The following is a 12,515-nucleotide window of genomic DNA, read 5'->3' as shown; positions in this document are numbered from 1 at the left end:
AACTTTGGGAATACTGGAATTAAGTATCCTAAAGGAGTATTAAAAATTTCAGAAAATCGTATCAGTGCCAGCTTATCCCCAGCAGATAAGGAAGCGGTTATGCAAGCGATCGCTACAATTAGAGAAAAGTTACCGTTTTTGGTAGATTTGACCCCTGAAGATCGGCGAACAATGCTAAAGATGGGAGATAAAAGTCGGGCTTTTGTAAGCATTGCCTTAGAAGTGGCGACACAAAACCCTAACTTTTTGCCTCGTTCTTTTGATTTAGAAGAGATGCGCCGAGATTTGGCGCTGTTTGAGGCGTTGTATCCAGTGCTTTTGTCTCTAACGCAACTGCAAGAATTGGTGGATGATACCTGCATAGCCTCTGCTAGCGAAGCTTATGCAGCAGCATTAGCAGTTTATAGCTATGCCAAAGCTAGCGGTGATGTCGCAGGTTTAGATGCAGTAATTGATGAGATGGGACGCAGGTTTAACCGCCGTTCTAAGAAAAAGCAACCCGAAGTCTCAGTTAGCTAAAGCTTGAAATAGGCAATTATACGAGTTGTCAACTTGGTAAAATACATATCATTTGTAGGGGCATAACAATGTTATGCCCTTTTTGCGTCTTGTATCTAAAGATTTTTGAAACCCGCGCAGGCGGGTTTTATCTGTGTAGCCGCGACTTCTAATCGCCAGGGCATTTTTGAGCCTCAGAAGGTCAACGTCGAGCCTCAAAAGGTCAAAGTTGAGCCTCAGAACGTCAACATTGAACCTCAAAAGATCAACATTGAACCTCAAAAGGTCAAAGTTGAGCCTCAGAACGTCAAAGTTGAGCCTCAAAAGGTCAACATTGAGCCTCAAAAGGTCAACGTCGAGCTTCAGAAGGTCAACATTGAACCTCAAAAGGTCAACATTGAGCCTCAAAAGGTCAACATTGAAATTAAATTAAGGTTACACGTAAAAATACTTAAAATAAGTTTGATAAATTCCGAAATATAGCATCTATATTTAGTAGTTATTCTATAAGCATTAATACCTCAAAATTAAATCTTGTAATGAACCCGCAAAACAAGCCCAAAACTCTACAAGATATTCTTAAGCAACGTCAACAATCAGGTTTTGTGGGTTGTGAAGACCAAGTAAACCAATTTCGCCAAAATTTAGCATTACCCCCAGAAGACGATCGCCGTCGTTTTCTGTATAACGTTTGGGGTCGAGGCGGAGTTGGTAAAAGTACCTTGCTGCGACAGTTTCGTAAAATTGCTAACGAAGCAAAAATCATTTCGGCTTACATCGATGAAGCTGAAAAAACTGTACCAGAAATCATGGGTCGTCTAGCTGAAGAGTTAGAACGGCAAGGTCATAAACTAACGCAGTTTACAGAACGCTACAAAGTTTACCGTCAAAAGCGCCAAGAATTAGAAACCGATCCAGAAGCTCCTCAAGGCTTTTCCGCTTTTATAGGGAAAACTATGGTAAAAACTAGTGTGCCTCTGGCGCGTCGAGTTCCCATTGGCGGTGCTGTATTTGACTTTGTGGATGAGGATGCTTTCGCTACCCAAGCTGGAGAATGGGCATCTTATGTTGCAAAAAAAATAACAAATAAAGATGATGTGCTATTAGTTCAAGAACCTGAAGAAGTGCTAACCCCGTTATTTTTGCAAGATATTTTTAAAATTGCTGAGAAAACTCCTGTTGTCCTGTTTCTTGATACTTATGAACGCACAGGAGAATTTCTAGATAACTGGCTACGAGAAATTTTGGATGGTCGCCACGGTGAAGTATCTCTCAATATATTGATAACCATCGCCGGTCGGCAGGAATTAGATAAAAATCATTGGGCACCTTACGAGGGGTTAATAGTTCGTTTCCCTCTAGAACCCTTTACAGAAGAAGAAGCCCAACAATATCTAACTCAAAAAGGTATTACAGACAATCGCAGTGCGATTGAACTCGATCCAAAATATGATTTGGCGATCGCAAATGGCGGTGTAAATTACCGTTTAATGAGGCATTACCCAGAAGCTCTAGAAAACTTTGACCGCGCCATTGAACTTAACCCTAAAGATACCTGGGCGATCGCAAGTCGCGGTCGAACTTACCTGATGCTAAAGCTATATAATGGGGCGCTTGTAGATTTCAACCGCGCTATTGACTTAGATTCTGACAGTAATTGGTATTTATATAATCGCGCTTTAGTCTACCAAGCCCTTAACCAACCAGAAAAAGCATGGGCTGACTTAGCACTTGCCATCAAGCTTGCTAAACAGCATTACGAAAAAGATGCTAAAGACTGGTCTAATACCTTTAATTTAGCCCTTTACTATTTAGCTGCTCAATATATTCAACCAGCAGAGCGGTTATATCGCTATGCCTTATCGAATAGTGCTTCTTCAGAATCTATTCGTGAAGCTATTCAAAATTTAAATGACTTTTTAACCGTGTTCCCTGACCATGTGCAGGCTACATCCATGCAACAGTTGTTGCAGTCTTCTCTAATTTAAAACTTCTTTACAGTATGCGTAGCCCAACCCAGGCATCGCAAGTCAAATCTCTTGCAAACGGCAAAAATTACCTTGAAGGTAAAGACGCTGCACTGCTTTGTTATGCTGTGGATAATTGATCGTAAGATTTCTGTTCAATATCTGCTACTTTCGCTAAAACTGCGTCGTATTTTTCTCGACTGCCTCGCTTTGCTAACTCTCCTAGATAACTTTCAGTTGTGAGTATAGCGATTTTCTCCGCAACTGCTATTGCCACAAACTGATCGATAGAAATGCCGTCTTGTTTGGCAAGTTCCTGCAAACTTTTGTACAAAGAGCCAGGAAGCTGGACGCTGAGGTTGCTCATGACATGCTCTCGCTAAACCCAATTGCCTACAAATATTAAGCGATCGCCATTACTACTTTGCCTTGCCCGTGACAAATCGTATGCGATCGCTTAATTTAAAACTCTTGCAAATACTTGGCAAAAGTCTGATGCCGAGTATTAATGGAACACACTTGAGAAGATATTATTAAGCTTTCTCATTGAAATGTCAAGATTTTATGAATTACTTCTCCAAAGTTTGCCATTAGATATCGTAATTTCCCTTAAATTTTCAGGCTGTGCTGACAAACTCTTGTCGCCAAAATGCTTATCCATCAACGCCGGAACTTGTGTAGCTTGAATTCGGCTATGGCGCGTTTTATCTGGCATAACTAAGTTTGGCCCAGCTTTACAATTTTTCATACAACCAGTGCCCTTGATTGTAACTTGGTCTTCTAAACCGCGATCGCTTAAAGCTGCCTCTAACGCCTGACAAACTGCTTTACCACCGCGTTTCATACAATCAGACTTTTGACACACCAAAATCGTGGCCTTAGTCTTAGCTGGCTTTACTTTGACATTATCAATAGATGGGGGTTCTTGTGGTGTAGCGATCGTTTTAACTGTCGCCATTTCAGAACGCGCCGCCATTACACGTTCAGCTTTCAATGTGACTTTGTCTTTTTTTATATCGTATTCTTTATAACCAACAACTTGTAGCAAAGTACCTGCTGGTAGCCGCAAATCAAAAGCAGCCCGTAAATGTTTAGCAAGTTTAACGTAGCATTCACCCTCATGAGTACCCAGCAGTAAACCTTTGAGCTTATAGCCATCTTTAATAACAAAATCTATAAATCTGCCCTCAAGGCAAAATTTCGATACTTCCATACTCTCAGATGCACCCATTTTTTAACCTCCTTCTAACTAATACAAGTTATCTGCTCTGATATTTTCGACACCAGGGTTAAGACTGGCGATCGTACATTAGAACTTTTGGTAGCGACTTTTCCAGCAGCATTCAAGAGTCCAAATCTGGTCTTGACGAGAGGCTGTAAATCGCCGTATCACACTCCAAAGTTGAACAGCCGCAGTAGAATTGCCAATTTCAACTTTTAATGGCTGGTTAGCCGCACAACTACAGGGAATGTCTAACTCCTTTAGACGTTGATAGACTTGCCAGCGATCTGCCCAATTCACCTCTACAAGGTGACTTATTTCTATTTCTGAACTAAATGATTTCAAGAGAATTGCCCTCAATGTGCAACAAACTTGCAGTAATTACCGCGATTGAACTCCCTGCTTTTTGAAAGTCTTAGGAGTTTAGCCTCTTAAAACCAGCATACCTTAAGTGCAAACAATTCTCATTAATTTTGGAAATAAATAAAATTCTTCCAGTCATCACCATTAAGGAGAAATCAATTCAAAATTCTTGCATTGAACAAAAAGACTAGGTGATATGTAGCTTTAAGGGACTTTAAGTTAAAAAAACCTAGAACCGCAAAGTTTGCTAGAGAGGGTCAGATATTCAATTAAACTAGGGGACACAGAGAAGATGAGGTGTATAAATGGCAAGAAAAAGCCCTCAACCAAAAGCGACATCCGCGCTCAGTACTAGAATGCGTGCAACAGAATTGTCCCAGTTGCGGCAAACCAATGTGGAGTGAGTACAACAATCTTCGACGTGTGAGAACCCTCAAAGGATTGGTACAACTGCTCTTAAAGCGAAACGGCTACCAAAGCGATGGATCTGGAAAATTACCGTTCGGGAAACATCAACCTGCATACAGTTGAATCAAGTGATCTAATGCTAAACATGGTCGCAGACGATGTTGTTGTTGCCGTCACGGTAGAGATACTAGGAAACTATTTAGGGCAAGAAATTGATGGCAAGTTCCGCTATCTCAGGGTTTGGAAGCTATTTGAAAACAACTGGAAAGTGATTGCAGGAAGTGTGGTTACGTTAAACACCGACAACTGAAGACTGCCAGAGGCGAAGACTGGCGTACCACTCATCACATCTAGCGATGCGGTAATGATTGCTGACTGACTCATTATTAGAATGACCAAAAATCATCAGCAAAAACTAGCCAGTAAGTATAGGTTATTTGGTACATCGAGAATTGCGAAAAATATTGATTTGCAGAATGCTTATGCAGCAAGGTTTTTAGCCTTAGCGTAAGTTTCTGCACGGATGCTCATTTGACCTCAAGTTCACCTATGAATGCTGCCCGTTGTGTTAAACGCTTGTCTCCAAAGTTACACTAGCCATACAGGTTCTTCTCTAAGATTTTCATTGGCACTTCATAACTCACACCTACAAATCTCGTGAGAAGTCAGCTTTATGGCAGGTTTATTCTGATTTTTCGAGAAGTTAGGTTAAATTTAGGTTATACTTTGGTTTACGTAGGGTTAAGGGATACCTGTTAAGCAAGTATTACACTGATTAGAAGAGTGTTATAAGTTACCGATAGTATTATGCTAAATCAAATATTTAAATTTGCAGGAAAAGTAGGTGTGGACGATTGGGTAGTTAAACTATTTTTTTTATTTGTAGCAACAGATATGACTTTTATTATTATTCATGTAATTTATGCCCATACAGACTTGATTCCCTATAATGCTTTCTCACTTGCAACAGATAGAGGTTATTCGGAATTATTTCAATATATCAAAGAGTATTGGTCTGCACTTTTCTCAGGTTTATTGGCATTACAATTTCGGTCGCCTTTATATCTTAGTTGGTCTTTGCTGTTATTTTACTTATTACTTGATGATTCTCTTCAAATTCATGAAAAATTGGGAGGTTTCATCAGTAATCAATTGTCATTCTCTAGTATGTTTAACTTGAGAGCAAAAGATTTTGGCGAACTCACAGTGTCTATTGTAGTATTTTTGTTGTTTCTGTGTGCTATTTATATTAGCTATAGTTGGAGTGACCATCTATCCAGACAAAGATCAAAACATTTAATCAGGCTACTGTTTATTCTTGCTTTTTTTGGCGTTGTAGTAAATATGTTGCATATAGCATTTAAAACCTCACATCTCTTAGATACTCTATTTACTGTTATAGAGGATGGTGGCGAAATGCTAATAATGAGTTTAATCACTTGTTACATTTTATCATGGTTTGTGCGGTTGAAAAAAATAGTTACTTAACTAGTAAGTGTAGCGTAGAGATGTTTGCAGTTCGCTACAGCTAGGCGTAATGCTAAAAAAAGAGCATTGCAAACTCAACATTTGGTAATAAACGAAAAAGAAAGCAAATAACAGTATTCATTCAATTAAATCTACATATTGTTGTGCAGTTGCTTGCCTTTTTCGTGTTCATATTCCCATGCTCTGCGCTCCACTGTTGGCAAAGAATTGAGTGAGTCTGGAACAAGGAATTTTGGAGTGTCTATTAATCCTGTGAAGCTTTCAAGTAAAGCATCTTCACTATCATACTCGCTGTTAATAATCGTGAATAATTTTTTATAGTCATTTTTTTATGCTCCAAAATTATTTGTCTTAGTCGTGAGGTCTGTCTAATCTTCTGTCTGCTCTGTCCCCTGCTGTGTAAGCTTTCTGTCTAATTCTGTTCGTTCTGTCCATCTGTCTAACTTGGGCTGATTTCGATAGTCGTAGCATCAAGCCAGACTAAAAACTCGCCTCAATAAACTCATTAAACAGTCGCTACAACTCCTGCAAACTAAACCGTTGATTATTAATGTCTAGCGGGCATCAAGACTGTCCGTTCGCTCAATTTTGAGGGGTGAGAGATAATTATGTCTTGCACAGCTTGGAATGTAGCTGATAGAGAGACTCAGGCATTTTCATTAACGAAAGAATCTGTCTTTGAAGATCGTTTATGGGGGTAACGAAGATAGTAAAATCTGGGAGGAACTAAAGAGTAAGGTTACAAAAAGCCCTAAGCATTTGTTCAGCAGATGGACGAGCAGTTTCGCGCTTAGGATTACCATCATAAAGACCAGCCAAAGATTTTTGAGTTTCCTGCATTGCCTGCTGCAGAACAAATTCCATAAGTGTAAACACCCACAAAGCCAGGTTTAACAAGAACATCAAGCCGATAATTCGGTCTTGATTCTGGAAATAAATAGGTAGAGCAGGCAAAGAACCCCTTTTAAAGCGATGAAACTCACGCCTAACTCTGACCTCCACTGCTTGTAGTGCCAGAATACGGTGGAGTAGGAGGGTAAATCTTTCGGTAGGTCGCTCCAGTTGCAACCATTCTTTAGTTGATAAAGGATGCCATTCAAGATTTGACGCTTTGTCCACTTTGGGGGTCTAGTTTTCTTCTTTTCAAGCAGGAGCGGCTCAATGATTTCCCACTCTTTGTCGGTTAACCTACTGGAGTATGGCATTTATTATTGATAGCTACTTCATCCAAGATCCCAAATAGGCTCTATAGGATTCAAACCCCTCCTAAAAAAGAGCCACCAAATTGAAAATTTGGTGGGGGTCTTAAACCCTTGTTTCCTTTAGTCACGGCAAGAAACAGATAGTGCCACAAAGAGCGAGTCCGCGAGCGTCGGGCAGTTTTCCTCCTGCCTCCTGCGCCTTGCCTTCCTGGATAATTTACTTTTTGCAAGTCTCTAAATTCTTGCAGAGTGAGAGATGAGGGAGAAAATTTTACCCTATCTTCCCTATCCTTGAGAAATATCCATATTTAAGTTGGTATGTCAATATCACTAATGATAGATATATCTAATTTAATGAGAGTGCAATTATCGACCAAACAAGAGAATTGAAATTTTTTGTAGGTAAAAATACAAAATATTGTGATGGCAGATTGGCTTGCTCTCATTATTAAAATGTTAATATGTAAAGAATAAGCAGTTAAAATCTATAACTGCGAAAAAGCGAGGAGAACAATGTCTGAAACGCAAACTTTGTTACGAAACTTTGGTCATGTATATGACAATCCCGTGTTGCTGGATCACAGCGTAACTGCTCCAGTTACAGAAGGATTTAACGTTATATTAGCTAGTTTCCAGGCACTGTACTTGCAGTACCAAAAGCATCATTTTGTAGTTGAAGGCTCAGAATTTTATTCTCTGCATGAGTTTTTCAACGAAAGCTACAACCAAGTGCAAGACCACATTCATGAAATTGGAGAACGCTTGGATGGGCTAGGTGGCGTACCAGTAGCGACCTTCAGCAAATTAGCAGAATTAACCTGTTTTGAGCAGGAATCTGAAGGCGTATATTCCTCTCGCCAAATGGTGGAAAATGACCTAGCCGCAGAACAAGCGATTATTGGTGTAATTCGCCGCCAAGCTGCTCAGGCAGAGAGTTTAGGCGATCGGGGTACACGCTATCTGTATGAAAAGATTTTGTTGAAAACTGAGGAACGTGCATATCATTTGTCTCACTTCCTCGCCAAAGACAGCTTAACCTTAGGATTTGTCCAAGCTGCTCAAGGCTAAAACTCTCATACTCTAGATTTGTCTACCTAGACTGAAAGGAAAAGTTGGCAGCACTAACTCTTAAAATATTATAAAAAATGGCAGAGAATGGTATCCCTATATCTCTGCCATTTTTAATTTAAGTAGACATATTTACATAATATTTAACGTTGAAAATATTTAGCAATAAGCTAATTAAGATAGATTCTTATTTAAGGAATCTGTTATGTGCTAAATAAGCACACAGATATAGTCCAAAATAAACCATCATTTGCTGTAAGCTGTCATCAGCTTAAATAGTAAAAATTTGCAAAAGCTTTATAAATTTGAGTATCACAATTAAATAAAATTAGAAATACAAAATAGTCAACGGTGGTTAGGAGTTAGAAATTATTATTCTTTTCCTGCTCTTATAGCCCCCAATCCCCAGCTTCCATCCCCTCTCTGCCATCAAACTTAGAAAACTTAATAATAAAAAGCACGAGAGGGGGTAAAGACCCTTAAAATAATCAGGATTTGTATTCTCGTATTCCAAGGCAACTACTATGCCCCGCCGTGATGACCTCCGGAAGATTCTACTGTTAGGCTCTGGCCCAATTGTGATCGGACAAGCCTGTGAGTTTGACTACTCTGGCACTCAAGCCTGCAAAGCGCTGCGAGAAGAAGGCTATGAAGTGGTTTTGGTCAACTCTAACCCTGCAACGATTATGACCGACCCGGAAACGGCCGATCGCACTTACATTGAGCCGTTGACACCAGAATTGGTCGAAAAAGTCATTGAAAAAGAACGCCCTGATGCTCTCCTACCAACAATGGGAGGACAAACCGCTCTCAACATCGCCGTTGCTTTAGCCAAAAATGGGGTGTTGGAAAAGTACGGCGTTGAGTTAATCGGCGCTAAACTACCAGCCATCGAAAAAGCCGAAGATCGAAAACTTTTTGGTGAAGCAATGGCAAAGATTGGGATAGCCGTATGTCCCAGTGGCACAGCTGAATCTTTGGACGAAGCCAAAGCTGTTGCCCGCCAAATTGGTAGTTATCCTCTAATTATTCGTCCAGCTTTCACAATGGGTGGAAGTGGCGGCGGTATTGCTTACAACCAAGAAGAATTTGAAGAAATGGCACAGGTAGGTATAGATGCCAGCCCCGTTTCGCAAATTCTCATTGACCAGTCTTTACTCGGCTGGAAAGAATATGAACTCGAAGTGATGCGTGACTTGGCAGATAACGTGGTGATTATCTGCTCCATCGAAAACCTTGACCCGATGGGCATTCACACCGGAGACTCAATTACCGTCGCTCCCGCGCAAACCCTCACTGATAAAGAATATCAAAGGCTGCGGGATATGGCAATTAAAATCATCCGTGAGATAGGTGTGGAAACTGGCGGTTCTAATATCCAGTTTGCTGTCAATCCGGTTAATGGAGATGTGGTTGTAATTGAGATGAACCCGCGCGTTTCCCGTAGTTCGGCTTTATCTTCTAAAGCAACGGGTTTCCCCATCGCCAAAATGGCAGCAAAGCTAGCTGTGGGCTACACCTTGGATGAAATTAAAAATGACATCACCAAGAAAACTCCCGCGTCCTTTGAGCCGACAATTGACTATGTGGTGACAAAAATTCCTCGCTTCGCCTTTGAAAAGTTCCCCGGTTCTGACGCAGTGCTGACAACCCAAATGAAGTCAGTCGGGGAAGCAATGGCAATTGGGCGCACATTCAACGAATCCTTCCAAAAGGCACTGCGATCGCTCGAAACAGGACGCGCAGGTTGGGGTTGCGACAAAGCCGAAAAGTTACCCAGTGGTGAACAAATCCGCGCTCAACTGCGAACACCTAACCCCGATCGCATTTTCTCCGTGCGCCATGCCTTGCAATTAGGGATTAGTGCTGAGGAAATCTACGAACTGACTGGTATTGACCCGTGGTTTCTAGATAAATTTCAGCAATTACTAGATGTTGAGAAATTCCTCAAGCGGACACCTTTGCAGCAATTGACGAAAGAGCAACTTTATGAAGTGAAGCGGGATGGATATAGCGATCGCCAGATTGCTTATGCCACCAAAACCACCGAAGATGAAGTTCGCACCTACCGCAAATCATTAGGGATTATCCCAGTTTATAAAACAGTGGATACCTGCGCTGCTGAGTTTGAAGCATTTACCCCCTACTACTATTCTACCTACGAAGAAGAAACAGAGGTAATGCCAGCAACCAAGCCAAAAGTGTTGATTTTGGGTGGTGGCCCCAACCGCATTGGACAGGGAATTGAGTTTGACTATTGTTGTTGTCACGCCGCTTATGCCCTAAAGGATGCAGGGTATGAAACGATTATGGTCAACTCTAACCCAGAGACAGTTTCGACAGATTACGATACCAGCGATCGCCTTTACTTTGAGCCTTTAACAAAAGAAGATGTTATTAACATCATCGAAACTGAAAATCCAGTTGGGGTGATTATCCAGTTTGGCGGACAAACACCGCTCAAGTTGGCTATCCCATTACAAGAGTTTCTTAACAAGAATACCTCTGGACTCCTCACTAAAATTTGGGGTACATCGCCAGATTCCATCGACATGGCAGAAAACCGGGAGCGGTTTGAAAAGATTCTCCAACAGTTGAATATCTCCCAACCGCCTAATGGTGTTGCGCGGAGTTACGAAGATGCGCTGATTGTCGCCAAACGCATTGGCTATCCGGTGGTAGTGCGTCCCAGCTATGTGTTGGGGGGACGAGCGATGGAAATCGTTTATTCTGATGCTGAGTTGGAACGCTACATGACCTTTGCGGTACTAGTGGAACCAGAACATCCGATTTTGATTGATAAGTTTTTAGAAAACGCCATTGAAGTCGATGTCGATGCGATCGCCGATCATACTGGACGGGTGGTGATTGGTGGCATCATGGAACACATTGAACAAGCAGGGATTCACTCAGGAGATTCCGCTTGTTCTTTACCTTCCATTTCCTTATCACCAGCAGTTCTCAATCAAATTCGCACTTGGACGGTGCAACTAGCGCAATCGCTGTCAGTTGTGGGGTTGATGAATATTCAGTTTGCCGTTGTGGGTGCAAGTAGTTATTCTCCCCAAGTTTATATTCTGGAAGCCAACCCCCGCGCCTCCCGCACAGTCCCATTTGTTTCTAAAGCAACAGGTGTACAGTTGGCGAAACTAGCATCCTTAATTATGTCGGGTAAAACCTTAGAGGAGCTACATTTCACCGAAGAAGTCATACCAACCCACATTGCTGTAAAAGAAGCTGTATTACCCTTTAATAAATTCCCAGGAACTGATACAATATTGGGCCCAGAAATGAGATCCACTGGTGAGGTGATGGGGATTGACAGCGACTTTGGCCGTGCCTTTGCCAAAGCGGAAATGGGTGCTGGGGAGCGTTTACCACTAAGTGGAACTGTATTTGTATCAATGAGCGATCGCGATAAAGCTGCTGCAAGTGGTGTGGTGAAGGAATTTATCGATTTGGGCTTTACAGTGATGGCTACCCTTGGTACACGCCGAGTTCTTATAGAACAGGGGTTAAATATTGAGTTGGTGCTGAAACTCCATGAAGGTCGTCCCCACGTCTTAGATGCAATCAAAAACCAAAAAATCCAACTTATTATCAACACACCTTCAGGGGAAGAAGCCCAGACTGATGCTAGGTTAATCCGCCGCACAGCTTTAGCTTACAAAATTCCCATCATTACTACCATTGCCGGCGCGAAAGCTACCGTTGCAGCCATCCGTTCCTTACAAAATACGACTTTGGATGTAAAAACCATTCAAGAGTACTGCCCAATTGCTAGGTAGTAGGGAGTAGGGGGAGCAGGGGGACAAGGGATTTGAGTGAGAACTTGCAACGAGTCTTTCCCCTTGTCCCCAGTACCCAATCCTCAATCCCCAATCCCAGCAAAAATTAAGTAATTGTTATAAGAGAATGAATATAGTTCTCATTAGAGATACTTTAACAAATATGAGGAAGCTTATGTTAACCAGATAATTCCTTAAATTGGCTTCTAGCCAGCCTAGAGAAAAAGGACGACGTTGCATGAACTGGAACATCCAGGAAATTTAATGTCGCCATATAGCCAAAATATTCTCATAAATGTTACAATTGTTAATAAGACTCCCATAAATAAATGTTTAAAAAGCAACCTTTTATCTAACTGTAGACACTTGTGCAAAGTAGGAAATAACTGTAGTTTTAGCAGTTAAGAATCCTAAATTTGATTATTATGAGCAGCCGAGTTTATCGGGCGCGTAAGTTGCAAACCATAGCATAGCTACCCAGTCTGACTGGGTAGCACCTTAATAAATAAAG

The 12,515-nt window shown here is 41.3% G+C and carries 12 protein-coding genes and 1 pseudogene; 7 read left to right on the top strand and 6 right to left on the bottom strand.

Going from position 1 to position 12,515, the window contains the following annotated elements:
• Window positions 1–45 precede the first annotated feature (45 nt).
• Window positions 46–519 carry a hypothetical protein gene (locus tag H6G97_RS00220; RefSeq protein WP_190938899.1) on the top strand — a complete coding sequence of 158 codons (474 nt, stop codon included), beginning with the start codon at window positions 46–48 and terminating at the stop codon, window positions 517–519.
• A 48-nt stretch (window positions 520–567) separates the two neighbouring features.
• Here H6G97_RS00220 and H6G97_RS00215 read toward each other — a convergent pair whose 3' ends face one another.
• On the bottom strand, window positions 568–906 hold the full coding sequence (locus tag H6G97_RS00215; RefSeq protein WP_190938751.1) for a hypothetical protein: 339 nt from the start codon (window positions 904–906) through the stop codon (window positions 568–570).
• Window positions 907–1,037: 131 nt separating this feature from the next.
• Between H6G97_RS00215 and H6G97_RS00210 the strand changes: the two genes are divergently transcribed.
• Window positions 1,038–2,486 (top strand): hypothetical protein, encoded by a 1,449-nt coding sequence (locus H6G97_RS00210; RefSeq protein ID WP_190938750.1) that lies wholly within the window; start codon window positions 1,038–1,040, stop codon window positions 2,484–2,486.
• Between the two features lie 100 nt (window positions 2,487–2,586).
• Here H6G97_RS00210 and H6G97_RS00205 read toward each other — a convergent pair whose 3' ends face one another.
• From H6G97_RS00205 to H6G97_RS00195, 3 genes are all read right to left on the bottom strand, one after another.
• Entirely contained in the window at window positions 2,587–2,832 is a 246-nt protein-coding gene (locus tag H6G97_RS00205; protein WP_190938749.1) for a toxin-antitoxin system HicB family antitoxin, read from the bottom strand.
• Between the two features lie 195 nt (window positions 2,833–3,027).
• Complete coding sequence (locus H6G97_RS00200) at window positions 3,028–3,696, bottom strand: (2Fe-2S) ferredoxin domain-containing protein (RefSeq protein WP_190938748.1); 669 nt, start codon at window positions 3,694–3,696, stop codon at window positions 3,028–3,030.
• A gap of 78 nt (window positions 3,697–3,774) precedes the next feature.
• Window positions 3,775–4,032, bottom strand: a complete 258-nt coding sequence (locus H6G97_RS00195; RefSeq protein ID WP_190938747.1) for an Asr1405/Asl0597 family protein — start codon at window positions 4,030–4,032, stop codon at window positions 3,775–3,777.
• Between the two features lie 315 nt (window positions 4,033–4,347).
• Here H6G97_RS00195 and H6G97_RS00190 point away from each other — a divergent pair, with 315 nt between their 5' ends.
• The 3 genes from H6G97_RS00190 (at window position 4,348) to H6G97_RS00180 (ending at window position 5,946) form a co-directional block, all read left to right on the top strand.
• Entirely contained in the window at window positions 4,348–4,581 is a 234-nt protein-coding gene (locus H6G97_RS00190; protein WP_190938746.1) for a hypothetical protein, read from the top strand.
• Window positions 4,532–4,768, top strand: coding sequence for a nuclear transport factor 2 family protein (locus tag H6G97_RS00185; protein WP_242054756.1), 237 nt, complete (start codon window positions 4,532–4,534; stop codon window positions 4,766–4,768). The genes H6G97_RS00190 and H6G97_RS00185 overlap by 50 nt, the downstream gene beginning before the upstream one ends.
• Before the next feature lie 497 nt (window positions 4,769–5,265).
• The gene (locus H6G97_RS00180; protein ID WP_190938745.1) at window positions 5,266–5,946 is read left to right on the top strand and encodes a hypothetical protein; all 681 of its coding nucleotides are present in this window, start codon (window positions 5,266–5,268) and stop codon (window positions 5,944–5,946) included.
• Between the two features lie 606 nt (window positions 5,947–6,552).
• Here the strand turns inward: H6G97_RS00180 and H6G97_RS55805 are convergent.
• Both H6G97_RS55805 and H6G97_RS00170 read right to left on the bottom strand, forming a co-directional pair.
• Window positions 6,553–6,936: pseudogene (locus H6G97_RS55805) on the bottom strand (IS1634 family transposase); the annotation flags it as partial.
• Window positions 6,849–7,151, bottom strand: coding sequence for a transposase (locus tag H6G97_RS00170; RefSeq protein WP_242054755.1), 303 nt, complete (start codon window positions 7,149–7,151; stop codon window positions 6,849–6,851). The gene H6G97_RS00170 and the pseudogene H6G97_RS55805, both read right to left, overlap by 88 nt.
• A gap of 510 nt (window positions 7,152–7,661) precedes the next feature.
• On the opposite strand from H6G97_RS00170, the gene dpsA reads away from it, so the two are divergent.
• Together dpsA and carB are read left to right on the top strand one after the other, a co-directional pair.
• Window positions 7,662–8,216 carry a DNA starvation/stress protection protein DpsA gene (gene dpsA / locus H6G97_RS00165; protein WP_190938743.1) on the top strand — a complete coding sequence of 185 codons (555 nt, stop codon included), beginning with the start codon at window positions 7,662–7,664 and terminating at the stop codon, window positions 8,214–8,216.
• A 524-nt stretch (window positions 8,217–8,740) separates the two neighbouring features.
• Entirely contained in the window at window positions 8,741–12,004 is a 3,264-nt protein-coding gene (gene carB / locus H6G97_RS00160; protein WP_190938742.1) for a carbamoyl-phosphate synthase large subunit, read from the top strand.
• Window positions 12,005–12,515: the final 511 nt, after the last annotated feature.

Source organism: Nostoc flagelliforme FACHB-838, assembly GCF_014698065.1.
GTDB lineage: Bacteria > Cyanobacteriota > Cyanobacteriia > Cyanobacteriales > Nostocaceae > Nostoc > Nostoc flagelliforme_B.
Note: the sequence above shows the minus strand (reverse complement) of the source record. Positions and strands in the feature narration are given on the sequence as shown.